General features: G+C 72.7%; 24 protein-coding genes. 8 read left to right on the forward strand and 16 right to left on the reverse strand.

From position 1 onward, the window contains the following. Positions 1-15 precede the first annotated feature (15 nt). The 4 genes from GEV28_RS03800 to GEV28_RS03815 all read right to left on the reverse strand — a co-directional run bounded on the left by GEV28_RS03800 (position 16) and on the right by GEV28_RS03815 (position 4,873). Entirely contained in the window at positions 16-1,383 is a 1,368-nt protein-coding gene (locus tag GEV28_RS03800) for a hypothetical protein (protein WP_291408617.1), read from the reverse strand. 33 nt (positions 1,384-1,416) lie between these two features. Beyond that, the gene (locus tag GEV28_RS03805) at positions 1,417-1,737 is read right to left on the reverse strand and encodes a hypothetical protein (protein WP_291408619.1); all 321 of its coding nucleotides are present in this window, start codon (positions 1,735-1,737) and stop codon (positions 1,417-1,419) included. Between the two features lie 64 nt (positions 1,738-1,801). Next, on the reverse strand, positions 1,802-3,670 hold the full coding sequence (locus tag GEV28_RS03810; RefSeq protein WP_291408621.1) for a CoA transferase: 1,869 nt from the start codon (positions 3,668-3,670) through the stop codon (positions 1,802-1,804). Positions 3,671-3,907: 237 nt separating this feature from the next. Further along, positions 3,908-4,873, reverse strand: coding sequence for a membrane dipeptidase (locus GEV28_RS03815; RefSeq protein ID WP_291408623.1), 966 nt, complete (start codon positions 4,871-4,873; stop codon positions 3,908-3,910). A gap of 20 nt (positions 4,874-4,893) precedes the next feature. Between GEV28_RS03815 and GEV28_RS03820 the strand changes: the two genes are divergently transcribed. Then, a complete protein-coding gene (locus GEV28_RS03820) occupies positions 4,894-5,946 on the forward strand; it encodes an alpha-hydroxy acid oxidase (RefSeq protein WP_291408625.1) in 1,053 nt (350 codons plus the stop codon). On the opposite strand, the gene GEV28_RS03825 is transcribed toward GEV28_RS03820, so the two are convergent. Both GEV28_RS03825 and GEV28_RS03830 read right to left on the reverse strand, forming a co-directional pair. After that, positions 5,927-6,199: a hypothetical protein gene (locus tag GEV28_RS03825; RefSeq protein WP_291408627.1), complete on the reverse strand. Its 273-nt coding sequence runs from the start codon at positions 6,197-6,199 to the stop codon at positions 5,927-5,929. The two genes, GEV28_RS03820 and GEV28_RS03825, sit on opposite strands and share 20 nt — an antisense overlap. Positions 6,200-6,211: 12 nt before the next feature. Next, entirely contained in the window at positions 6,212-6,949 is a 738-nt protein-coding gene (locus GEV28_RS03830) for a hypothetical protein (RefSeq protein ID WP_291408629.1), read from the reverse strand. A gap of 45 nt (positions 6,950-6,994) precedes the next feature. Between GEV28_RS03830 and GEV28_RS03835 the strand changes: the two genes are divergently transcribed. Then, a complete protein-coding gene (locus tag GEV28_RS03835) occupies positions 6,995-8,449 on the forward strand; it encodes an MmgE/PrpD family protein (protein ID WP_291408631.1) in 1,455 nt (484 codons plus the stop codon). Next, positions 8,446-9,366, forward strand: coding sequence for a zinc-binding dehydrogenase (locus GEV28_RS03840; protein WP_291408633.1), 921 nt, complete (start codon positions 8,446-8,448; stop codon positions 9,364-9,366). The genes GEV28_RS03835 and GEV28_RS03840 overlap by 4 nt, the downstream gene beginning before the upstream one ends. 238 nt (positions 9,367-9,604) lie before the next feature. Here the strand turns inward: GEV28_RS03840 and GEV28_RS03845 are convergent, their stop codons facing one another. From GEV28_RS03845 to GEV28_RS03860, 4 genes are all read right to left on the reverse strand, one after another. Next, positions 9,605-9,859 (reverse strand): NifU family protein, encoded by a 255-nt coding sequence (locus GEV28_RS03845; protein ID WP_291408635.1) that lies wholly within the window; start codon positions 9,857-9,859, stop codon positions 9,605-9,607. A 74-nt stretch (positions 9,860-9,933) separates the two neighbouring features. Then, on the reverse strand, positions 9,934-10,971 hold the full coding sequence (locus tag GEV28_RS03850; RefSeq protein WP_291408637.1) for a hypothetical protein: 1,038 nt from the start codon (positions 10,969-10,971) through the stop codon (positions 9,934-9,936). Beyond that, entirely contained in the window at positions 10,965-11,486 is a 522-nt protein-coding gene (locus GEV28_RS03855) for a UGSC family (seleno)protein (protein WP_291408639.1), read from the reverse strand. Before GEV28_RS03855 ends, GEV28_RS03850 begins: the two co-directional genes overlap by 7 nt. Continuing rightward, complete coding sequence (locus GEV28_RS03860; RefSeq protein WP_291408641.1) at positions 11,486-12,109, reverse strand: cysteine hydrolase family protein; 624 nt, start codon at positions 12,107-12,109, stop codon at positions 11,486-11,488. The genes GEV28_RS03855 and GEV28_RS03860 overlap by 1 nt, the downstream gene beginning before the upstream one ends. A gap of 70 nt (positions 12,110-12,179) precedes the next feature. On the opposite strand from GEV28_RS03860, the gene GEV28_RS03865 reads away from it, so the two are divergent. Beyond that, complete coding sequence (locus GEV28_RS03865) at positions 12,180-13,085, forward strand: LLM class flavin-dependent oxidoreductase (protein ID WP_291408643.1); 906 nt, start codon at positions 12,180-12,182, stop codon at positions 13,083-13,085. 149 nt (positions 13,086-13,234) lie between these two features. Here the strand turns inward: GEV28_RS03865 and GEV28_RS03870 are convergent, their stop codons facing one another. Next, positions 13,235-14,386: a CaiB/BaiF CoA-transferase family protein gene (locus tag GEV28_RS03870; protein WP_291408645.1), complete on the reverse strand. Its 1,152-nt coding sequence runs from the start codon at positions 14,384-14,386 to the stop codon at positions 13,235-13,237. 76 nt (positions 14,387-14,462) lie between these two features. On the opposite strand from GEV28_RS03870, the gene GEV28_RS03875 reads away from it, so the two are divergent. The 4 genes from GEV28_RS03875 (at position 14,463) to GEV28_RS03890 (ending at position 18,421) form a co-directional block, all read left to right on the forward strand. Beyond that, complete coding sequence (locus GEV28_RS03875) at positions 14,463-16,118, forward strand: hypothetical protein (protein ID WP_291408646.1); 1,656 nt, start codon at positions 14,463-14,465, stop codon at positions 16,116-16,118. Positions 16,119-16,136: 18 nt separating this feature from the next. Next, positions 16,137-17,075: an ABC transporter substrate-binding protein gene (locus tag GEV28_RS03880; RefSeq protein WP_291408648.1), complete on the forward strand. Its 939-nt coding sequence runs from the start codon at positions 16,137-16,139 to the stop codon at positions 17,073-17,075. After that, positions 17,072-17,209 (forward strand): hypothetical protein, encoded by a 138-nt coding sequence (locus tag GEV28_RS03885; protein ID WP_291408650.1) that lies wholly within the window; start codon positions 17,072-17,074, stop codon positions 17,207-17,209. The genes GEV28_RS03880 and GEV28_RS03885 overlap by 4 nt, the downstream gene beginning before the upstream one ends. Positions 17,210-17,578: 369 nt before the next feature. Next, positions 17,579-18,421 carry an ABC transporter permease gene (locus GEV28_RS03890; RefSeq protein ID WP_291408748.1) on the forward strand — a complete coding sequence of 281 codons (843 nt, stop codon included), beginning with the start codon at positions 17,579-17,581 and terminating at the stop codon, positions 18,419-18,421. Here the strand turns inward: GEV28_RS03890 and GEV28_RS03895 are convergent. The 5 genes from GEV28_RS03895 to GEV28_RS03915 all read right to left on the reverse strand — a co-directional run bounded on the left by GEV28_RS03895 (position 18,393) and on the right by GEV28_RS03915 (position 22,309). Then, positions 18,393-19,133, reverse strand: coding sequence for an ABC transporter permease (locus tag GEV28_RS03895; RefSeq protein ID WP_291408652.1), 741 nt, complete (start codon positions 19,131-19,133; stop codon positions 18,393-18,395). The genes GEV28_RS03890 and GEV28_RS03895 overlap by 29 nt on opposite strands. Before the next feature lie 77 nt (positions 19,134-19,210). Continuing rightward, positions 19,211-20,026 (reverse strand): ABC transporter permease, encoded by an 816-nt coding sequence (locus GEV28_RS03900; RefSeq protein ID WP_291408654.1) that lies wholly within the window; start codon positions 20,024-20,026, stop codon positions 19,211-19,213. Then, positions 20,023-20,805: an ABC transporter ATP-binding protein gene (locus GEV28_RS03905; RefSeq protein WP_291408656.1), complete on the reverse strand. Its 783-nt coding sequence runs from the start codon at positions 20,803-20,805 to the stop codon at positions 20,023-20,025. The genes GEV28_RS03900 and GEV28_RS03905 overlap by 4 nt, the downstream gene beginning before the upstream one ends. Next, on the reverse strand, positions 20,802-21,851 hold the full coding sequence (locus GEV28_RS03910; protein WP_291408658.1) for an ABC transporter substrate-binding protein: 1,050 nt from the start codon (positions 21,849-21,851) through the stop codon (positions 20,802-20,804). The genes GEV28_RS03905 and GEV28_RS03910 overlap by 4 nt, the downstream gene beginning before the upstream one ends. After that, positions 21,848-22,309 carry an OsmC family protein gene (locus GEV28_RS03915; protein ID WP_291408660.1) on the reverse strand — a complete coding sequence of 154 codons (462 nt, stop codon included), beginning with the start codon at positions 22,307-22,309 and terminating at the stop codon, positions 21,848-21,850. Before GEV28_RS03915 ends, GEV28_RS03910 begins: the two co-directional genes overlap by 4 nt. Positions 22,310-22,381: the final 72 nt, after the last annotated feature.

Here is a 22,381-nt window from a genome sequence, read left to right on the forward strand (position 1 = left end):
TCCCGTTGTCGTCGGTCATCTGGGTTCCCGGTCGGCGGGCGGCTCGACGCGGCGGCTGACCGGGACGCCCTGCCCGTGGTTGCCGATGTAGGCGCGGGACTGGTTGCGGCCCGGGTTGCCGGCCACCACCACGTCGATCCACTCAGGACGCATGAGCCCGCGCACCGGCCGGCCGGTCTCCTCGGCGTCGGCGTACTCGGCGGGGGCCTTGCCGCGGGCGACGAGGTCCGGCCACTCGAACTTCTTCCCGCTGACGCCGCGCCCGTAGCGGGCCACCCACGCGCCGTCCAGCCACACGTTGTCGTAGAGGTAGCGGCGCACGTCGTCCTTGGTGAGCCCCTCCGCGGCGATGATCCCGGCGATCGCCGGGCCGAGCACCACGAACGGGTGCTGCTTCTCGTAGATGAAGTTGTGGTAGCACCACGGGCCGAGCACGTCGGTCATCAGCCGGGCGATCGTCGCCAGGTGGTCGGTGGCGCGGGCGCCGCAGCTGTAGATCGGCGCGCTGGCCGCGTAGACGCTGCGGACCGTCACGACGTCGTCGGCCTCGGTGAAGCCGCGGTCGACCCGGTAGGGCGCCCAGCCGATGTCGCGGACCGCGGCCTCGTGCTCGGCGAGCGCGACGTTGAAGGTCGCGCCGATCGCGCCCTTGTCCGTCTCGTCCGGGATCGGCCGCAGGCCGGCCACGTTGCGCAGGTAGAGCCGCAGGAACCGGCCGACCGACGTGTTGGCCCGCGGGCCGACCCGCAGCGCGCCGGTGCCGGAGTTGAAGTCCAGCTCCTTCGCCAACGGTCCACTGAGGATCACCATCGGCTCCCAGCCCGGGGTGCTGCCGGCGTCCTCGACGCGGAACTCCGGGTCGGCGGTCGCCTCCACGGCCGCGACGAGGATCGGCATGTACTCGGGCCGGCAGCCGGCCATGACGCCGTTGACCGCGACGGTGTGGACGGTCGCCTCGCGGCTCGCCGGCAGCAGGACGCCGAGGACCTCGTCGGGGTCGCGGTCGGTGTGCCGGAGGAACCGCGCGACCCGCTGTGGCGTCGGCGGGACGACCGGGAGGCCGTCGGTCCAGTGCCGGTCGGTGAAGCCGTCGAGGATGTCGTCGTAGGTACCGCGCAGGACGATCTCGGCCCGGCCCGGCTCCGCCGCCTCCTGCCGGGTGGTGTGGCCGGGCTGGACGAGCACCCCGTCGAACAGCGCCGGCAGCACCCGTTCGTCCACCTTGGACTCGAAGGTGGCGGCGGAGTCGGTCAGCATCACGCCCGGGTAGACCGCGAGCGGGATGTCGGCCACGCCGAGCGCGTCGGCGATCATGCCGGCCATGACCTCGAACTCGGCTGAGACGATCGCGACCGTCGGGACGCCCGCCCGCTCGATCGCCACGCAGGCCCGCAACACGGCGGGCGTGCAGGAGCCTCAAGCCCCGACACCGACGACCGCCACGTCTATCCCGTGCCGGCGCAGCCGCTCCGGCAGCCGGGCGACCGCGTCGTGCTCCTCGGCGGTCGTCCCGTGGATGTTGCCGAACTCGGCGTGGGGGACGAACCCGATGCCGTCGAAGCGCTCCCGGGCGGCCCGCTCGAACCGGGCGAACATGAGGTCGCCCTTGAACACGTGGTCCCAGACGAAGGCGACCCGCTTGCCGGTGAGGTCGGCCGGCCTGCGGGCGAGGTCGCCGGGCGGCAAGCCGCCGCGGCGCCCCAGCGGCCAGAGGACCTCGTAATGGGGTTCGGTCATCTGCGACCTCGCATGGTCTCGACTGCGGCTCTGCGATACAGAATATATTCTAGCGACGGCGATGTTACTTCGCGATGTCCGCGGGCGCCAGGGTGTCCGATGAGACCGGTTCGTGCCATTCGGCCAGCACCTGGTCCACCGGGGTCGAGGCGAACAGCGGCGCGGCGGACCGCACCCCGACCGGCATGCGGCGGAAGCGCCATGGGCTCGTGAACGCCAGCCGCTCGCCGAACTCGGGTGACCAGCCACGGACCAGCACCGACCGGTACAGGTCGCCGAGGGGCCCCTGGGCGGTGCCGGCGAGATGCGCGAGCGTCACCTCCTCGGCGTCGGGCAGCTCGGCCTGCGCGGGGTCGGTCCCGCGGTAGTGGCTCGCGCACGTGTTGACCAGCGCGCGCAGCTGGGACAGCAGCAGGTGGCTGCCGCCTCGGTCGGCGGCCAGCGCGGCGACCACGGCGAAGGTGGCCCAGGCGCCGGCGTTCGGGTCGGCGACGCCCCAGTTCAGCAGGCCCAGCGGCGCGCCGGTCCGGTCGGTCACGGCGGCCTCGATACCGGCCAGCGCGGTGAGCATCGGCGCATAGCTGCGGGCGAGGTACTGCCCGTCGACCGTCCGGCCGCCCATCGACAGCAGGACGAGTGCGGGGTTCGCCGCGAGCAGCCGCCCCGGTGCGAGGTCCAGCCGTTCGAGCACGCCGGTCGCGAAGCTCTCGACGACCACGTCCGCCTCGGCCACCAGCGCGAGGAAGAGCGCGTGGTCGGCGGGATCCTTGAGCTCCAGCCGGATTCCGCGCTTGTTCCGGTTGGCCGCGTTGAAGAGCCACGCCCGCTCGTAGCCGGGCAGCGTCGCCCGGTCCGACGGCAGCCCGGCCGGGAAGTCGACCCCGCGCCGCCGGCCCACGTCGAGCCGGTCGAGGCTCTCGACCTTCACCACGTCCGCGCCGAGATCCGCGAGCCAGGCGCTCGCCACCGGCGCGGCCCACACCCAGCCGAGGTCGAGCACCCGCAGCCCGGCGAGCGGACCGCCGGGGCTCGGGTCGCGTGGTCGCAGCGTCCACGAGCACGGGTGCGGCGCCGGCCGGTGCGCGGTGACCGCCGGTACCGGGTCGGTGCCGGCGAGCAGCTCGGGGTCGGCCAGCGCCTCGCCGGCCGTCCGAAGTGGAGCGATCGGCACCCGGAACTCCCGCCCGGCCGCGACGACGTCGGCCACCGTGCGCTCGCGCAGGATCTCGGTGATCAGCCCGGCCACCTCGTCGGCGTGCTCGGCCGCGATCACGAGCTGGTCGGCGAGCTCCGGCCGCCCGGCCCACGGCGGGTCGCCGAGCAGCGCGAGGAACGCCTCCCACTCGACGCGCGCCCGGCAGATCACCACGACCCAGCCGTCGCGGCAGCGGAACATCCGGAACGGGAACGGCCCTCCGGAGCCCGACGCGCTCGGCCCGGACCGGCGCCACGGCCGGCCGTAGTTGAGGAACTGGATGGCGTTCACGCCGGACATCCCGGCGAGACACGCGACCGGGTCGACGACGACGTGCTCGCCGACGCCGTCCCGGCGCGCCCCGAGCCAGCCGGCCAGTGCGGCGGTGGCGGCCTGCAGTCCGGCGATCGCCTCGAGCATCCGGCCGGGTGGTGCCAGCCCTGGTCCGTCGGGCTCGCCGATCACCGCGCCGATCCCGGACAGCTCGGCGATCCGCGCGTTGGCGTCGGGCAGCGCGGCCGGCCACCCGAGCTCGACGAGGGTGAGCCCTGTCAGTGCCGCCGGCCACGGCTCGTCGCCGCCGAGCAAGGCGGTGAGCGGCGCGGGGTCGTCGGTGAGGCAGACGTCGAAGTCGGCGACCTCGCCCCGGGTATCGACCGGGAACCCGGCCTGCCGCAAGGCGTCGGCGGCGAACCGGCAGGCATAGCCGGTGCCGAGGGCGAGGATCCGCGGGCTCATGCTGTGACACCCTGCCTCGCTCCGCTCGGCGTGGACGGCATTCGCGCGAAGCACGGTGGTTGGCTTGGTCGGTCGGCTCACGCCGTGACACCTGCCTTGCTCCGCTCGGCGTGGACGGCATTCGCGCGAAGCAAGGTGGTTGGGTTGGTTGGTTTGCTCATGCTGTGGCACCTGCCTCGCTCCGCTCGGCGTGGACGGCATTCGCGCGAAGCACAGTGGTTGCGTTGGTCATTCGGCTCACGCCCAGGCCGCCTCGAGCACGCGCAGGTGGTTGCCGCCGAGGATGGCCCGCACCGCGTCGGTGTCGTAGCCGCGCCCGACGAGTGCCGTGGCCAGGTTGGGGAACTCGGAGATCGTGGCGATGCCGGTAGGCCAGGACCAGGGCGGGTCGCCGTAGATCTCCCGCGGCAGGCTCGCGAAGCGGTCGTAGAACGCGCGCGGGTGGTTCTCGAAGATCGCGAGCCCGATGCCGACGTGCTCGACGCCGATGCGCGCCACGATGTGGTCGACGTGGTCCAGCATGTGGTCGATCCGCACGCCGGGACCGCCCGCGTAGAAGGGGATCCCGGACACGCCGACCACGCCGCCGTTCGCGGCGACCAGGTCGAGCTGCTCGTCGGTGAGGTTGTTCGGGTGGTCGAACACGGCGCGGGCGTTGGTGTGGCTCCAGATCGCCGGCCGGGTGGCGACCGCGCACGCGTCGCGCAGCGTCTCCGGGCTCGCGTGGCACAGGTCCAGCAGCACCCCCCGGCCCTGCAGCTCCTCGACGAGTCCGACGCCGAACCGGGACAGGCCGGTGTCGACCCGGTCGCCCGGACCGCAGCCCGCGTCGTTGAGCGTGGTGTAGACGAGCTGCATCCGGCGGACGCCGAGGTCGTGGAAGAGCTCGACCTTGCGCAGGTCCTTGTCCAGCTGGCGGGAGTCCTCCAGCGCCAGGATGAGCCCGAGCCTGCCGTTCTCCTTGGCCGAGCGGATGTCGGCGACCGTGCGGACGATCACGGCCGCGTCGGCGTTGGCCGCGACCATCGCGCGCAGGTCGAGGATCTTCTCGACGGCCGCGGTGAACGGGTCGGTGATCGACACCGGCACCATCGCGGCGGTCACGCCCGCGTCGCGGACGGTTCGCAGGTAGTCGCCGGTGAGCCCGGCGTTGTTCATGCTGTCGATCACGAGGGTGTCGCGGTACACGTCTGGGATGGCCACGAAAATATAGGATAGATTAGATGGCTGTGAAGGTCGAGGTGCGAACGCCCGAGGAGCTGGAGCGGGCCGCGGCGCGGGTGCTGCCCGCGGCGGTGCGCGACTTCGTGGCCGGTGGCGCGGACGACGAGGTCGCGCTGGCCGGCAACCTCGCCGCGTTCCGGCGCCGGACCCTGCACCCGCGGGTGCTTGCCGGTGCCGACGATCCCGACCCGGCGGCCGAGGTGCTCGGTGCCCGGCTGGCCGCGCCGGTCCTCGTCGCCCCGATGGGGATGCAGCGGCTGGTGCACGCCGACGGCGAGCTGGCGACCTCCGGCGCCGCGGCCGAGCTGGGGCTCGGCTTCGTGCTGGCCACCGGGTCGAGCGTGCCGATCGAGGAGATCGCTGGGCCGGCCCGCTGGTTCCAGCTCTACCTCCTGGCCGACCGCACGGTCACCGCCGACCTCGTGCGGCGCGCGGTCGACGCGGGCTGCCGCGCCGTCGTGCTCACCGTCGACGCGCCGGTGGTCGGCAACCGTCCCCGCGACAACCGGACCCGTACCAGCGGTGGCTGGCGCAACGCCAACTTCGACCCGTACCCGTCGATCGACGCCGAGCACCACGGGTACGTGTCGACGATCCGGCCGGACATCGGCTGGGCCGACCTCGCGTGGCTCGTCGAGACGGCCGGCGTTCCCGTTGTCGTGAAGGGAGTCCTGCGGCCCGAGGACGCCGTGCGGGCGGTCGAGCACGGCGCGGCCGGGGTGGTGGTGTCCAACCACGGCGGCCGCCAGCTGGGCCGGGCGGTGGCCCCGCTCGACGTGCTGGAGTCCGTTGTGGACGCCGTGGCCGGCCGGGCCGCGGTCCTGCTCGACGGCGGCGTGCGGCGGGCCGCGGACGTGCTGACCGCGGTGGCCCTCGGTGCCGACGCGGTCCTCATCGGACGGTTGGCCCTGTGGGCGCTGGCGGTGGGCGCGCGCGAGGGTGTGACGGCGGTCCTGGGCGGCCTGCTCGCCGACATCCGCCGCACGATGACCTTGCTCGGCGCCCGGACCCTCGCCGACCTCCCCGGACTGGTCAGCTCGCCGGGACGGTGACCGAGCGGCTCGAGGACCAGGTCGGCAGCAGCGTCGCCTTCGTGCCGGGACCGCCGGCCACCATGATCGTGATGTCCTCCGGCGCCAGGGCGGCCGGCAGCACGCCCTCCTCGGCGGCCCGCGGCGCGACCCTGCCGGCGATGCCGGGCGCCAGCCGGTCGAGCGGCACCCGGGCCCGCTCCCACAGGCGCGCCCGCACCCGGTCCTTCGTCCAGCCCGCGTCGCGCAGCCGGCCCACCCACTCCGGCGGCACGACCACCACCGGTTAGCCCGAGCCCAGCGTGTCCCCGGTGGGCCCGGCGGCCACCGGCAGCAGCAGCGCCGCGGCGAGCGTGTCGAGCAGGTCCTCGACGTCCTGGCTGACCGCGTCGACCACCTCGACCGTCCCGGAGATGCCGAGCACGGTCACCTCGCCGCCCCGCTCGGTGCCCAGGTCCGGCCACCCCGCGGACCCCGGCAGCTCACCGAAGCACAGGCCGTACTTCGCCGGCTGGCCCATGATCGCCACGTCGATCGCGCCCGGCACCGCCGCGCCGACCACCCGCACCAGCATCGCCAGCGCCCGCCCGATCGTCGCGTTCGCCGCGGCACCCGGACCCATGCAGTTCGCGCCCGCGTTGACCCCGGTCGCCTCGACGGCCGCGCCGTGCAGCGCGACCGCGACGGCGGCGCTGCCGGTCGTCGTCGTGAGACCCAGCAGGTTGAACCGCTCCTCCTGGATCGCGCGGACCGCGGCCACCAGCACCGGCAGCGCGCTCGGCCGGCAGCCGGCCAGCACCGCGCACACCGCCACGTCCGCGACGGTGACCTCGCGGCGCAGCGGGGCGAGCGTGCCCAGCGCGACGTCGTCCCAGGCGCCCAGCATCGACTCCACCCGCACCGGCGTCGGCGGGATCACCGGGTGGCCGTCCCCGACGCCGATCGACGTCAGCCAGCCGGTGACCGTGGCGGCGTCCTCGGACGGGTCGGCCTGCACCGTGTGCGGCAGCGGCGGCAGCTCCATGTCGGGATATGATATAGCAAACCGGCGAACGAAAGGCGGCAGCCCATGGTGGCACCGAACGTCCTCGAGGACCGAACCGGCGACGCGATGCTCGACCTCGTCCGCTGGGCGGGCGGGCTGACCATCGCCGACATCCCGGAGGCGGTCGTCGACGACACCCAGCGGCGGCTGCTCGACCTGGTCGCCGCCGGCCTCGCCGGCACCCAGGCCGACGGCGTCCCGCAGCTGCTGCGCGCGGTCGCCGACTGGGGCGGCCGCCCGGTCGCGAGCGTCATCGGCTGCCCCGAGCGCACCTCGGTGCCGCACGCGGTGCTGCTCAACGCCACGATCAGCCGCGCGCTGGAGCTCGACGACGTGCACGAGAAGGCGTTGCTGCACCCGACCGTCGCCACCGCGCCGATCGCGCTGGCGCTCGCCGAGCAGGACCGGTCGATCGACGGCGCGCGCCTCCTCACCGCGCTCGTCGCCGCGCAGGAGGTGATGTGCCGGCTCGGGCTCGCGCCGGAGTACCACGTCGCCGGGCCGCGGCACCGGCCGCGCGGCTGGTCGTTCACCTACCAGTGCGGTGCGCTCGGCGGCGCGCTCGTGGCGGCCCTGCTGCGCGGGCTCGACGAGTCACGCACGCTCGACGCGCTGGGCAACGCCTACACCGCGCTCGCCGGCAACCAGCAGGCGATCAAGGAGGCCGCGCTCGCCATCCAGGTGCAGCAGGGAGTGACCGCGCAGACCGCGGTGCAGTCCGCCGACCTCGCCGCGTTGGGGATCACCGGGCCGCACGAGGTGCTGGAGGGGGAGTACGGCTGGCTCAGCTACTGGCACGGCGGCTCCTACGACCGGTCCGTCGTCGTGACGGAGCTCGGGGAACGCTGGGAGTCGGCGGGCGCGAGCGTCAAGCCCTACCCGGTCTGCCGGATCACGCACAACACGGTCGGCGCGACGCTCGCCGCCACCGCGGGGGTCGCGCCCGCGGACGTCGACCGGATCGTGGTGCACGTCAACAGCCAGGAGAGCTGGGAGGAGGTCGTGCACCCGCTGGAGCGCCGCAGGCGGCCGACGTCGTCGATGGACGCGCAGTTCAGCCTGCCGTTCATCGTCGCGATCGCGGCCGTGCGGGGGACCGTGACGCTGGCCGACCTGACCGAGTCGGCCATCCGCGACCCCCGGGTGCTGGCCCTGGCCGACCGCGTCGAGCCGGTGCTCGACCCGGGGTTCGAGGCGGCGGCGGGCCGGGTGATCCCGATGCCGGTCACGGTGGACGTCCACCTGCGCGACGGCGCGGTGGTCAGCAGGCGGTCGGCGCATCCGCTCGGGCATCCGGGCAACCCGATGGACTGGGCCGCGGTGGAGGCGAAGGTGTGGGACTGCGCCGCGTGGGGCGTCACCCCCGCGGACGGCGCGGTGGTCGAGGAGCTGGTCGCGGCGGTGCGGGGGTTGGCGTCGGAACCCTCGCCGGGCCGGGTGGCCGGGCTGCTGGCGCGGGCGAAGGCGGTGTCGGCATGAAGGCGGCGCGGCTGCACGAGTTCGGGTCACCGCTGCGGATCGACGACGTGCCGGCGCCCGCGCCGGGTCCCGACGAGGTGCTCGTCCGGCTGACCCACGCCGGGGTCAACCCGATCGACATCCGGCTGCGGGACGGCGGCGCCGGGCGCGTCGAGCTGCCGTTCGTGCCGGGCTGCGACGGCGTGGGGCGGGCCGACTCGGGGCCGGTCGTCGTCTACGGCGCGGGGCTCGGGCTGCGGCGGGCGGGCACGTACGCCGAGCAGGTCGCGGTGCCGGCGAAGGGCGTGGTGCGGCTGCCGGACGGGGTGGATCCGGTGCAGGCGGCCGGGATCGGGCTCGCCGGGGTGACCGCGTGGGCGCTCGTCGGGCGCGGGGTGACGGCCGCGGACCGGGTGCTCGTGCTGGGTGCCAGTGGTGGCGTCGGCTCGCTGGCGGTGCAGCTCGCGCGCTCGGCCGGGGCGCGGGTGTGGGCCCAGACCACCGACCCGGAGGACGCCTCGCGGCTGGATCTCGGTGCCGATCGGGTCGTCGCGTGCGACGCGGCCGGGCTGCGCGACGCGGTCCGCGAGCTGGAGCCGACCGTGGTGCTCGACGGGCTCGGCGGCGCGTTCACCGGCGCGGCCGTCCGGGCGGTGGCGAACGGCGGCCGGATCACCGTGTTCGGCGTGAGCGCGGGAGCCCGCGGCGAGGTCGACTACGCGACGCTCTACCGCAAGTCGGTGACGCTGTACGGGCACGCGAGCCTCGCGATGCCCGCCGCCGACGTGCGCGACGCGCTGGTCGGCTGCCTGGAACTGGTCGGCGCCGGACAGGTGCGCGTGTTGGTCGACGAGGTGCTGCCACTGGGCGCGGTCAACGCCGCGCACCGGCGGCTGACCGAGCGGCGCACCACGGGAAAACTGGTGCTCGCCGTCTAGGAAATGTCCCATGGATCAGGCTTGTGGCATGGCCTCGCGCCGACCAACGGAAGCTCAGGGGACCGCGACGGCACCCAGCCACCAACCACCGCATGTCCGCACCGCTCGCTGGGACGCAACCAACACTTTTAACTCCGGGGAGGCGGTCTGGCACCCCAGCCACCAACCACCGCATGTCCGCACCGTCCGCTGGACGCGACCAACACTTTAAAATCCGGGGAGGCGGACTAGCGGCGGACTAGAAGCCGACCTTGTCGACGTGCACCTGGCCGACGCCGGGGTCCTGGTCGCGGATCGCCTTGTCGAGGATGGCGACCAGGATCTCGTCGGGCACGAGGCACTCCATGCACGCGTCGGGCTTGGCCTCGAGCACGACCCGCACCGAGTTGTCCGGCTCGATGGAGCCGATCCGCAGGTCGAACCCGTCCGCGGCGAGCGCGGGCCGAACGTTGTCCAGTGCCTTCTCCACAGCCTTCGCCACGGCCTGCTGCATGGTGACCACTCCTCTCGCGGCGGTGGCCACGACGCCACCGGTCGAGACATATCATATATCAGAAAGCCTGGCGCTCAGGGCTTGATCTCGGCCGAGCGGGCCTGGCCGTAGTGGCCGGCCGGCAGGAAGCACGAGTGGCCGCCGCTCATTCCGCCGGTCACCACGAGCATCAGCGACGCCGGGTCGTTGACGATCGGGATGCGGCCGTTCACCAGGTAGTGCTCCTCGCCCTCGCCGTGGCGTAGGTGGGCGCGGCGGTTGGACAGCGCGTCAGCCGGCAGGGTGGTGTTCTCCACAAGATGCCGGGCGAGCCCGGCCTTGTCGAATCCGCCGTCGCGCAGGATTTGGGCGTGTAGCGGGTTCAACGCCAGCACCGGGGTCGCGTTCGGGTCGACCACGTTGGGGGTGCCGAGGCTCGGCAGGCTGCCGAAGAACGTCTTCACCACGTCCTTCCAGTCGTCGCTGGAGTCGTGGATGTTGATCGCAGCGTTGACTCCGACGACCGTCACCACGTCCTGGTCCGCCGCGAAGCCGCGGTCCACGTGCAGCGGCGCCCACGGCGAGTCCTCCTCGTTCTCGCCAACGCACAGCGTGTACTTGCCGACGAAACCCTGGGTGCACTTGTCGACCTCGCCCGGCCGGGCGCCGCCCAGGTTGATCAGGGCCAGCCGGATCGCGCGGCCGATCGTCGCGTTGGCCTGCCAGCCGGGACCCATCACGCCGGTCGAGCAGTTCAGGCCTATCCGCGCCCGGATGGGGCCGTTGACGATGAGCATCGGCGTGAGCGGGTTGGTCGTCGGCTGCATGCCGGCCAGCTGGAAACCCGGCTCCAGCAACAGCTCGAACGTGGTCAGCACCACCGGCAGGTACTCCGGCCGGCAGCCGGCCATGACTGCGTTCACCGCGAGCTTCTCGACCGTGGCCGCGCCGTTCGTCGGCGGCACCGGGCCCAGCGAGGAGGCCGGGTCGCGGGTGGTGCCAGTGAGCATCCGCAGCACCCGCTCGCGCGTGGGCGGCACCACCGGGAGGCCGTCGGTGTGGCCGCGCTCGTGCAGCCACGCGCTGACGACCTCCACGTCGTCCGGTAGGTCCGCCACAGTGGACGTCAGCATGTCAGCCCCTCGACTATCGTGGCGCCCCGTTCGCCCAGCGCCGCCCGGATGTCCGGCTCGGGCCGGTCGTTGAGCGGGTGAGGGAACACCACGCGTGGCAGCTCGGTGGCCCCGGACCCGGTGGCGACCGCCACCGCGAGACCGGCGAAGGCCTCGGTGAACAGCGTCACCGTCGGCACCCCGCGCCGTTCGAACTCAACGGAATCGTGGATACACCACGATGTGCAGGAGCCTCAATTGCCGATGCCGACGACGACGGCGTCGCAGTCGACGGCCATGGCCTCCAGCACGTCATCGGGCAGCGTCTGGGCCGCCGAGATCTGCCGCTCGACGATGCGCGCGACACCGTAGTCGGCCCGCAGCATCGTGGTGAGCTCGTCGGCGATCACGTTCATGCAGCGCCAGCTGTTGTTGACGATGCCGACCGTGGCGCCGCGCATGGTGGCCAGGCGGGCCGCGGCGAGCCCGGTCCGGCCGGTCGCCTGCTCCGCGTAGGGCATCAGGATGTCCACCATCAGTGTCCTCCTCCGTTCCCGGGTTCCCCGGCGCCGAGCGCGGCGACGAGGGTGTCCGACGAGTCGACGGCCGCGAACGTCGGCAGTGTGCGCGTGATCGCGAACTCGTGCATCTCCTGGCTGTAGGACGCGCACAGGTCCTCGAGGACCGTCACGGCGTAGCCGGAGTCGCCGGCGTGCCGGGCGGCCGACTCGACGACGAAGTTGGTGGCGACGCCGCCGAGGTAGAGCTCGCGGACGCCGAGCGTAGTCAGCCGCTGCTCCAGCCCGGTGCCGATGAACGGGTTGACGCAGCCCTTCTCGAACACCGCCTCGCCGTCGGCCGGGGCGGCCTCCGGGACGAACTCGGTGTCCGGGTCGCCCGCGCGCAGCAGGCCGTTCTTCTCCATACCCCCGAAGCGGGCCGAGCGGTTGGTGCGCCGCAGGTAGGCCGGGTCGAACGCGACCCGGACGTGCAGCACGGGTAACCCGTGCCGGCGAACCGCGGCGAGCACACCGGCCACCCGCGGGAGTACCTTGCGGTCGGTGGTGTGTGCGCTGAGCCCGGAGGCCGTGCCGAGCTTCCCGTCCGGGCCGCAGATCGCGACTTGGTAGTCCATCAACAGCAGTGCCGCTCGTCGCACCGGCGCCTCCGTACCCTGAATCTATTCTATAGTCACGGACTCTAGCAGCCGTTTCCGTTGGGAGGCCGTCGTGACCACGGAGTTCGGCGTGACATTGCAGTCCGGGGCCGACCCGGCCGCGTTCGCCCGGCTGGCCGAGGACGCGGAGTTCGACTACCTGGCGTGCGGGGAGCACCTCGTCTTCCATGGGCCCACCACGAACGCGTTCGTCTCGCTGGCGTTCGCGGCCGGGGTGACGTCGCGGATCAAGCTCGTGAGCGCGGTGACGCTGCTGCCGCTCTACCAGCCGACCGTGGCCGCGAAGCTCGCCGCGTCCCTCGACGTCGTGAGCGGCGGCCGCTTCACCCTGGGGGTCGGGATCGGTGGCGAGTTCCCGCTCGAGTTCGAGGCGGCCGGGGTGCCGGTCGAGTCGCGGGGCGCGCGGACCGACGAGGCGCTCGAGATCGTCGACCGCCTGCTGACCTCCACCGACGTGTCCTTCGACGGTCGCTTCACGCGGTTCGCCGGCGTGACGCTCGCGCCGCGCCAGAAGCGCAGGACCCCGTTCTGGATCGCCGGGCGGCGGCCCGCGGCGCTGCGCCGCGCGGCCAGGTGGGGCGACGCGTGGCTGCCGTACCTGCGCACTCCGGAACAGGTGGCCGAGGGTCGCGCGGCGATCGACGGGTACGCCAGGGCGGACGGCAAGTCCGGCTGGGCGGGGCGGACCGCGCTGTTCGCGTTCACGACGGTGGACCGGGACGGCGACCGGGCCCGGGAGATGGCCGCGGACCGGGTCGGCCGCACCTACCGGCAGGACTTCTCCGCGTTCGCGGCGAAGTACCTGGTCGCGGGGACGCCGGAAGAGTGCGTGGCCCGGCTGCGGGAGTATCTCGCGGTGGGGGTGACCACGGTGATCTTCCGGATCGCGTGCCCCCGCCGGGAGGCGGACACGATGCTGCGGCTGATCGCCGAGGAAGTGGTCCCCGAACTGCGCTAGCGCATGTCCCATGGATCATCGCGTACGGGTTCGACGTGGCTTGGGCGCAAAGCCTTGCACCGACCAAACGCAACCTCAGGGGACCGTGACGCAACCCAACCACCAACCATCGCAGATCCGCACCATCCGCTGGAACGCAACCAACACTTTCAATTCCGGGGAGGCGGACAAGCGCCGGAATCGGTGAGACTGGCGATCTCCGCGGCCGAGAAGCCCCAGTCGGCGAGCACCTCGACCGCGTCGTCGCCGGGGGCCGGGGGTGGGCCGGCCACCGCGCCGGGCGTGCGGCTGAACCGGGGCGCCGGGGCAGGCTGTGGCACCCCGCCGACGTCCACGAACGCCGCGCGGGCCACGTGGTGCGGGTGCTCGGTCACCTCGGCCAGGCTCAGCACCGGCGCGAAGCAGGAGTCCGTCCCGCTCAGCAGCGTGGACCACGCCTCGCGGGTGCGGGTGCGGAACAACGCCTCCAGTCGGGTGCGCAGCAAGGGCCAGTCGGCGTGGGTGATGGGATCCGCCAGACCGGCGGGGTCCAGGCCGATCCGGCGGAAGAGTTGGCGGTGGAACTTCGGCTCGATCGCGCCGATCGACACGTACTTCCCGTCCGAGGTCTCGTAGACGTCGTAGAACGGGGCGCCCGAGTCCAGGTAGTTGGTCCCGCGCTCGTCGTGCCAGGTGCCGTTGCGGCGACGGCCGTGGAACTGGGTCATCAGCAGCGACGCGGCGTCCACCATGGCCGCGTCCACCACCTGGCCCCGGCCGGACGAGCGCGCTTCCAGCAGCGCGCACACCAGCCCGAACGCCAGCAGCATGCCGCCCGCGTTGTCGCCCACCAGGTTCAGCGGGATCACCGGCGGCCCGCCCGCTCGCCCGATCGGGTCTAGGGCGCCGGCGAGCGCGATGTAGTTGATGTCGTGACCCGCGGTCGGCGCGAGCGGACCGTCCTGGCCCCACCCGGTGGCCCGGCCGTACACCAGCCGCGGGTTGCGCGCCATGCAGACCTCCGGGCCGAGACCCAGCCGCTCGACCACCCCCGGGCGAAACCCCTCGAACAGGGCGTCGGCCCGGTCGGCCAGCCGCAGCACCACGTCCGCGCCGGCCGGATGCTTGAGATCGACCAGCACCGACCGGCGGCCACGCACCACCAGCTCGAGCCGCGGGTTCGGCGCCTGGACGTGCCGGTCCCCACCCGGGCGATCCACCCGCACGACCTCCGCGCCCAGGTCCGACAGCATCATGCCGGCGAACGGGCCCGGTCCCCGGCCGGCCAGCTCCACGATCCGCAGCCCGCTCAGTGGTCCCACCCGGCACCTCCATGTCGCTTGTGCTCCGCGCTGGCTAGAATATATTTTAGAGCATCCGAAGAAGGGAACCCGCGACGTGGCGACTCAGGCGATCGATCCCCGCATCCCCGCTCCCGCGTCGCCGGCGGCACTCGCACCACGCCGCCGCGACCTCGGCCGCGTCATGCTGTTCGACAACGGCAAGCTCGCCCCGGACTACGGCCCCTACCGCGCGATCTTCGACGTCGTCGAGGCGGCGCTCGGCAACGGCACCGGGGTCGGCACGGAGGTCCTGCACCACAGCGACGACCTGTTGCGCGGCTCCGGCGAGCGGCTCCGCGAGGTCGCCCGCTGGGTCCGCGACCAGGACGTGGCGGGTGTCGTCTTCGCGCTGGGCGACTGGGGCGTGAGCCAGCCGACCGCGATCGTCGCCGCCGAGCTCGAGCGGCTGGGCGTGCCCGCATCCGTCGTCACCACCGAGATCGGCGGCCGGCAGGTGCTCGCCGCCGCGGCCCGGATGGCGCCCGGCCTGCCGGTCACCACGCTGACGGCACTGCGGTCGGCGAGCTACGACGAGGTCGCGGCCGAGACCAAGGAGCTGCTCGAAGACATCCTCGACGGCCTCACCGCGGCGCCGGCCACCCTGCGGGACCGGTTCGCGGCGCGGCCCATCGCGGCACCCGCCCCGGCCGCGCCGACCGGCCTGCTGGAGCTCACCACCGCCGACCCGTCGGCCGAGTTCACCGCGATCATGCGGGACAGCCTCCTCGGCGACGGCCTCCCGCTGGTGGCCCCCACGACCGAGCGCGTCGCGGAGTTCCTCGCCGCAGCCGGGAAGGAACCGCAAACCCCGGTCTGGCCGGTCATCCCACCCCGCGACACCCCGGTGACCGCGCGCGAGGTCGCCGCGGTCGCGGTGGCCGCAGGCTGCGGCCCGCGGTGGGCGCCGGTCGTGTTCGCCGCGTACGAGGCCATGGCGGCGCCGGAGTTCCGACTCTTCCAGGCCGCGATCACCACCCACCCGGGCGGCACCTTCGTGCTCGTCAGCGGTCCGGACCACGAGAAGTACGGCTTCGCGGCCGGCCGCGGCGCGCTCGGCCCCGGCTTCGAGGCCAACGCGACGACCGGCCGGGCGGTGGCGCTGGGCTACTCGTTCCTGCTCGGCGCGGTCCCCGGCGGCGCCGACCTCACCGCGCAGGGCTCGCCGGCCGAGTTCTCCTACTGCTGCGCGGAGAACCTCGACGAGAGCCCCTGGCCCGGCCTGCACGCCGCCCTCGGCCACCCCGACGCGACCACGGTGACGGTCCTCAAGTGCGAGGGCCCGCACAACATCCTCGACCAGCAGAGCGCCGACCCGGCGCGCCTGCTGGGCACGTTCGCGAGCTCGATGGCGACGCTGGGCTCCAACGCCGCCTACGTCGCCACCGCCGAGACGATCCTGCTGCTCAACCCCGAGCACGCCCGCCTGCTGGCCGCCGCCGGCTGGACCCGGCGCGACGTCCAGGAGTTCCTGTTCGACGCCGCCCGCAACCCGCGCGAGGACCTGCGCGGTCGCGGGCTCGCCCCGATCTGGCCGGCCTGGTTCGACGCCGCCGACCGGGTTCCCGTGATGCCGGACTCGTCGAGCCTGCTGGTCGCGGTGGCCGGCGGCGCGGGCCCGGCCTCCCAGGTCGCCGTGCCGTGGGGTTACTCGCATGCGGTGACCAGAGCCGTCCAGCCCACTGTCCAGCCCGCTGTCCAGCCCACTGTCTAGTCCACAGAGGAGAGACACATGTTCCGGATCACCCGGTCCGTCCGGTGGGGTGCCCTGCTCGCCGCCTCGGCGCTCGCGCTCACCGCGTGCGGCGGCGGAGGCGGCGGTGACGCGGGCGGCACCATCCGGATCGCGATCAGCTCCGAGAGCCTCGCGACCCAGCTCGTGCGGATGGCCGACGACATGGGCATGTTCAAGGACCAGGGGCTGGACGTCGAGCTGATCAACAGCAACGGCGGCGCCCAGGCGGTCACCGCGATGCTGTCCGGCAACGTCCAGTTCGCCGCGGCCGGCGCGCCCGAGGTGATCACCAGCAACGCCGAGGGCCGCGACGTCAGGGCGATCGCCCGGCTCTACTCCGGACTGTCCGGCTCGGTGGTGCTGTCGAAGGACACCGCCGACCGGCTCGGCGTGCGCACCGACACCTCGCTGGAGGAGCGGGTGAAGGCGCCGGACATCCCGATCGAGGAGCGGCTCAAGGATCTCGACGGGCTCAACATCGCGTTCGCGAGCGCCACGTCGTCGCTCAAGTCGCCGGTGATCAGCTCGGCGGAAGGCGTTGGCGTCAAGGTGAACCCGGTGTACATGAAGCAGGAGAACATGCCGGCCGCGATGTCCGCCGGGGCGATCGACGCGCTGCAGGCCTCGCCGCCGGTGTCCGAGCTCGGTGTGCTGTCCGCCGGTGGCGTGATGTGGATCGAGGGTCCGACCGGGCAGTTCCCGGCGGAGCACACGCCGACGTCGTCCTCGACGCTGATGACCACCGCCGAGTACATCGACAAGGACCCGGAGACGGTCAAGAAGGTGGCCGCGGCGATCTCCAAGACCGCGCAGCTGGTGGTCGACGAGCCGGACAAGGCGAACAGAACGTGCGCAGCCGGTTCAGCGACGTCGACGCGAAGATCTTCGACGCCGCGTGGGAGGCGAACAAGGGCTCGTTCGTCCAGCCGCGGGTGACCGCCGACCAGTTCGCGCACGACATCACGGTGCTGCCGAAGGAGTTGTCCACAAAGGAGGTCATGGCGCTGGACCCGAAGAACCTGATCGTGCCGGACGAGTTCAACCCGACCGACCCGGCACCGAAGTCCTGAGCACTGCCCTGGGTTTGGTTGACACGTGACTTGCGTGGGCTCAACCGCAGGGCACGATCGTGCACTCGGATCGCGGCAGCCATGTTCCGGTCCCGCAGGATGTCTCAGCGCTCCATACCGCCGGCTTGGTCGGTTCGATGGCAGGGTCGGAGCCCGCAGGGCCACCACGACTACGACGACACCGTGTCGGTGAGGACGGTGTCGAGCGCTTCCTTGGTGGTGGCAACCGTGGCCGTCATCGGCAGGTCCTCCGTGGAGTCTGGGCAGGAGTCGGCTGATAATATATGGTATGACGGCACATCGTGCGAGGTCACAGGCACGTGACCCCGCCCGGACCCGGCGAGTACGACGGAGGCTGCTGGCGTGGCGATGATGACCCCGGTGGAGGGCAAGGACATGGCTCCGGCGGTCACCGCCGCCGGAGACCGGCTCGAGGACCGCGACTCGTCGAGCCGATCGACGGTGACCGTGGGGCTGCTGCGGCTGGCCGTGCTGGTCGTGGCGCTGCTGGCGTGGCAGTTCGTCGCCGGCGCGTTCGACATCGAGTTCTTCATCAGCAAACCGACCGAGATCTGGGCGCAGCTGTCGGACTGGATCACCACCGGCTACCTGCTGGACAACCTCGGCGTGACGCTGCAGGCGACGCTGTACGGGTTCCTGCTCGGCGCGGCGGCGGGCATCGTGGCGGGCTTCGTGCTGGGCCTGATCCCGTTGCTGGGCCGGCTGCTCGACCCGTTCATCACCGCGGTCTACAGCCTGCCCAAGCTCGCGCTGGCGCCGCTGTTCGTGCTGTGGTTCGGCATCGACCTGGAGATGAAGGTCGTGCTGACCGCGGTGATCGTGTTCTTCCTGGTCTTCTGGAACACCTACACCGGCGTGCGGGAGACCGACGAGGAGCTGGTGGACGTCCTGCGGGTGATGGGCGCGCGGCGCCGAGACATGATCCGCAAGGTCGTCCTGCCCGGCTCGCTCACCTACATCTACGTCGGCCTCAAGCTCGCCATCCCGTACGCCCTGGTCGGTGCGGTGGTGGGGGAGCTGATCGCGTCGAACAAGGGGCTGGGCTACATCCTGATGTCGGCGGCGGGGGCGTTCAACACCGCGGGCATCATGGCGGCCCTGGTGGTCCTGATGGTGATCGCGACGCTCATGAACACGCTGCTGAACCTCACCGAGGTGTACGTCATGCGCTGGAAGCGCGCGGGGCGCTGAGCTCCTCGGGCCGCCACCGCAGCAGCCTGGCCTCCAGGCGCAGCATCGCCTCGTTGAGGACCGTCGCGGTGGCGGCCAGCAGCACGACGACGGCGAACAGCGTGTCGGTCCGGAAGAGCTGCGCCGCCTGGTTCATCAGGTAGCCGACGCCCGCGCCGGCCGAGAACACCTCACCCACGACGACCCCGGTGAGCCCGTGGGCGATCGACTGCCGCACCCCGGTGAGCGCGTACGGCAGGGTCCCGGGCAGCACCACGGTCCGCAGCACCTGCGCCGGTGACCCGCCGAACGACCGGGACATCCGCACCAGCCGCTGGTCGGCGGCGCGCACCCCGGCCATCGTGTTGAGCAGCACGGGAAAGACGGCGGCGAGGAACACGACGACGAGCTTGTACTCGAGCCCGAACCCGAACCACACCACGAAAAGCGGCACGAGCGCGATCCGCGGCGTCGAGTAGAACGCCATCACCAGGGGCTCGAACAGGTCGCGCACGGGCCCGTACCACCCCATGAACAACCCGAGCGGCAACCCGACCCCCACCGCGAGCGCCCACCCGGCGAGGAACCCGGTGGCGGTGGCGTAGGCGTGCACCGCCCAGAAGTCCGCATCGGACACGAGCGTGCCGAGCGCGGACCCGACCCCGGAGGGCGACCCGGTGAACACCGGATCCACCCACCCGGACCGGGCGAGCAGCTCCCACCCGACGAGCACGAGAACGAGGAACCCGCCACCCCGAACCACTCTGCGGGAACGGCGGACTCGCGGGTCCGGAGTGGGGGACTCGCGGGTCATCGGGGTTGCCAGCGGGTGAGTCGCTTCTCTGCCACGCCGAGCAGCTCGTTCAGCAGGGTGCCGCAGGCGGCCACGATCACCACGGCCGCGATGATCCGTTCCACCTGGATGGTCATCGCCGCGTCGGCGATCACCCAGCCCAGGCCCGCCGCCGACGCCCACATCTGCGCGCCGACCACGCCCGTCACCGCGTGCGTCAGGGCCTGCCGCACGCCCGCGAACACCAGCGGCACCGAGCCCGGCAGCGCCACCGTCCGCAGGAGCTGCCAGGGCGACGCGCCGAACGAGCGGGCCATCGCCACCAGCCGCGGGCGCGCGTCCCGCACGCCCGCGACCGTGTTCAGCAGCACCGGGAAGACGCTCCACAGCGCGACAACCGTGACCTGGTAGGCGAACCCGTAGCCCAGCCACACCATCAGCAGCGGGATCAGCGCGATCCGCGGCACGGCGTTCAGCACGAACACGAACGGCTCCAGCGTCTCCCGGACCGCGCGGCTCCAGCCCATCACCACGCCGAGCCCGATCCCCGCCACGACCGCGATCACCCAGCCGGCCGCGAACCCCCGCACGGTCGCCAGCACGTGCACCGACCAGAACGAGCCCTCCCCGGTCAGCGCCGCCAGCGTCGACGCCACCTCGGTCGGCGAGCTCACGTACAGCTTCGTGTGCGGGCCGGACCGCGACGCGAGCTCCCAGCACCCCAGCAGCACGACGATCAGCCCGCCGCCCAGGGACAGCCGGTGCCGGCGGCGTGACCGAGGTGGCGCCGGCACCCGGGCCGGCGCCGCGGGCCGCCGCAGCACCGCGGTCACGGCACGCGCGCCGGGGCCGGGGAGTGCAGCAGCCCCCAGATGTGCTCCTCCAGCGCCACGAACCCGGCCGACCGCTTCACCGTCGGGTCCCGCGGCCGCGGCAGGTCGACGTCGAGCACCGAGCGCACCGTCCCCGGCCGGCCGGTCATCGTGACCACCCGGTCGGAGAGGAAGATCGCCTCCTCGATGTCGTGCGTGACGAACAGGACGGTCACCCGGCCGGCCTGCCAGATCCGGGCCAGCTCCACCTGCAGCTGCTCCCGGGTCTGCGCGTCCAGCGCCCCGAACGGCTCGTCCATCAGCAGCAGCTCCGGCTCCGTCGCGAGCGCCCGTGCCAGGTTCACCCGCTGGCGCATCCCGCCGGACAGCTCGCCCGGGTAGTGCCGCTCGAAGCCGGTGAGCCCGACGAACTCGATCAGCTCCCGCACCCGCCGCTCCCGTGCGGCGGCGGGCACCCGGCGTTGCAACGCCATCCCGTAGCCCACGTTGTCGAACGTGGACCGCCACGGCAGCAGCGACGGGTCCTGGAACACCACCGCCCGCTCCACGCCGGGCCCGGCGATCGGCCGCCCGTCGAGCACGAGGGACCCGCCGTCGTAGGACTCCAGGCCGGCCACGCAGTTGAGGAACGTGGTCTTGCCACACCCGCTCGGCCCGACGATCGAGACGAACTCGCCGTCCGCGACGGACAACGAGAGCTCGTCGAGCGCCACCGTGACGGTGCCGCGGCCGGACCGGTACGCCTTGCGGACGGCGCGGGCCTCCAGCCGCGCGGTCACGACGCCTCGTATCCGTTGGCGCGCTCGGCCAGCACCTCGTCCAGCAGCGAGAAGTTCCACACCCGGTCCAGCGGGATGTCCTCCTTCTTGCCCTGCGCCGCCGTCGTCACGTCGAGCACGAGCCGCAGCGCCTTCTCGTCGGTCTTGCCGCCGTCGAACATGTCCCGCTCGATCACCGCGTAGCAGCCCTGCGCCAGCGCGTCGTCGAAGTCCCATTCGGACCTGAAGAAGTCGACGACCTCGGCCTTGTTGGCCTTGAGGTGGTCCAGTGTCTCGAGTGTGCCGGCGAGGAACCGCTTGACCAGCAACGGGTTCTCGGTGACCAGCTGGTCCGAGGTGCCCACGATGGACACCGGCGAGCCGGGGAACTCCGCCGATACCGAGGTGACCTCGCGCAGCCCGGCGTCCTCGGCGAGGAGCTTGGCCGGCGGGTAGCCGGTGAAACCGTCCGCCTGGCCGTCCTCGACCAGCTGGATGATCTGCTTGGTGTTGGACCTGGTCTGGATCCAGCTGACGCCGTTCTCGGGGTCGATGTCCGCGCGGCGCAGGATCTCCTTGATCATGTCGTTGGGGCCGAACAGGCGCTTGCCGCGCAGGTCGTCGACCGAGGAGATGCCGGGCACGGTGTAGAGGCCGAGGTTGTCCTTGAACGTCAGCATGACCGCGTGGACCGGCGCGCCGCGCACCGCGCCGCTGTGCGTCTGGACGCCTGCGGCGGAGAACTGCAGCTGGCCCGACGCCATGGCGGCGACCGCGTCGGCGATGCCGTCGACGGCCTCGACGTCGAGGCCGAACTTCTCGTAGATGCCGTGCGAGATCCCCCAACGGGCCCACATGTGGTTGACGCTGGTCGCCCCGGCCGAGACGGTCGCCTTGGCCAGGGGTTCGCCCTTCGCGGCGAGCAGCGACGGCGCGCCGCCGCCCGCGGGCGCGGCACCGGTGGGCTCGGTGCCGCCACATGCGGAAGCCACACCGACGGCGGCGACCGCGCCGAACAGGCGAAGGATGTCGCGACGCGGGAGACTCCCGCGGGTGGTGCCTTTCATGACCTGCCTCCTGTTGGTAGGGGTGCGCCGACGACCTCGTAGGTCGTCGTGATGTCCGCGACGTGGGACAACGTCGCGTGGACCGAGCAGTCGCCGTGGCACGCGTGTGCCGCGGCGGTGAGGGACTCCTCGTCGAGGTCGTCCCCGGAGACGGCGAGGTGCATGGCGATCGCGCGGAACACCGCGGGCCGGGTGGTGGCCGGTGCGCCGGTCACCGTGACGTGGAGCGCGCGCGGCACCTTCCCGCGCCGGCGCAGCTCGGCGACGAAGCTCGCGCCCGAGCAGCCGGCGAGCGCCATCAGCAGCAGGTCCCGGGCGGCGACCGCGCGCCCGTTCGGCCTGCCGATCTTGCCGCCGAGATCCATGTGGACGTGGTGGCCGTGCTCGTCGGCGGCGTCGAACAGCGCCTCGCCGGGGTCGACGGCGACCTCCACGGTGCGGGTGGTGGAGTTGGCCATGGTGGTGTCCTTTCCCTCGGGGGTCAGGGAGTTGCTTGCGGGAGCGGTGCGGTCGAGTTGGCCACGGTGGTG

The sequence above is a fragment of the Actinophytocola sp. genome, from assembly GCF_009379765.1.
Classification (GTDB): domain Bacteria; phylum Actinomycetota; class Actinomycetes; order Mycobacteriales; family Pseudonocardiaceae; genus Actinophytocola.

Bases quoted from the DNA above. Each gene is read 5' to 3' on its own strand.
- GEV28_RS03840 (WP_291408633.1), top strand. From the start codon at position 8,446: ATGAAGGCGGCGCGGCTGCACGAGTTCGGGTCACCGCTGCGGATCGAC.
- GEV28_RS03845 (WP_291408635.1), bottom strand. From the start codon at position 9,859: ATGCAGCAGGCCGTGGCGAAGGCTGTGGAGAAGGCACTGGACAACGTT.
- GEV28_RS03830 (WP_291408629.1), bottom strand. From the start codon at position 6,949: ATGGAGCTGCCGCCGCTGCCGCACACGGTGCAGGCCGACCCGTCCGAG.
- GEV28_RS03810 (WP_291408621.1), bottom strand. From the start codon at position 3,670: ATGAGCCCGCGGATCCTCGCCCTCGGCACCGGCTATGCCTGCCGGTTC.
- GEV28_RS03880 (WP_291408648.1), top strand. From the start codon at position 16,137: ATGTTCCGGATCACCCGGTCCGTCCGGTGGGGTGCCCTGCTCGCCGCC.
- GEV28_RS03890 (WP_291408748.1), top strand. From the start codon at position 17,579: ATGATGACCCCGGTGGAGGGCAAGGACATGGCTCCGGCGGTCACCGCC.
- GEV28_RS03850 (WP_291408637.1), bottom strand. From the start codon at position 10,971: ATGCTGACGTCCACTGTGGCGGACCTACCGGACGACGTGGAGGTCGTC.
- GEV28_RS03915 (WP_291408660.1), bottom strand. From the start codon at position 22,309: ATGGCCAACTCCACCACCCGCACCGTGGAGGTCGCCGTCGACCCCGGC.
- GEV28_RS03805 (WP_291408619.1), bottom strand. From the start codon at position 1,737: ATGACCGAACCCCATTACGAGGTCCTCTGGCCGCTGGGGCGCCGCGGC.
- GEV28_RS03835 (WP_291408631.1), top strand. From the start codon at position 6,995: ATGGTGGCACCGAACGTCCTCGAGGACCGAACCGGCGACGCGATGCTC.
- GEV28_RS03910 (WP_291408658.1), bottom strand. From the start codon at position 21,851: ATGAAAGGCACCACCCGCGGGAGTCTCCCGCGTCGCGACATCCTTCGC.
- GEV28_RS03820 (WP_291408625.1), top strand. From the start codon at position 4,894: ATGGCTGTGAAGGTCGAGGTGCGAACGCCCGAGGAGCTGGAGCGGGCC.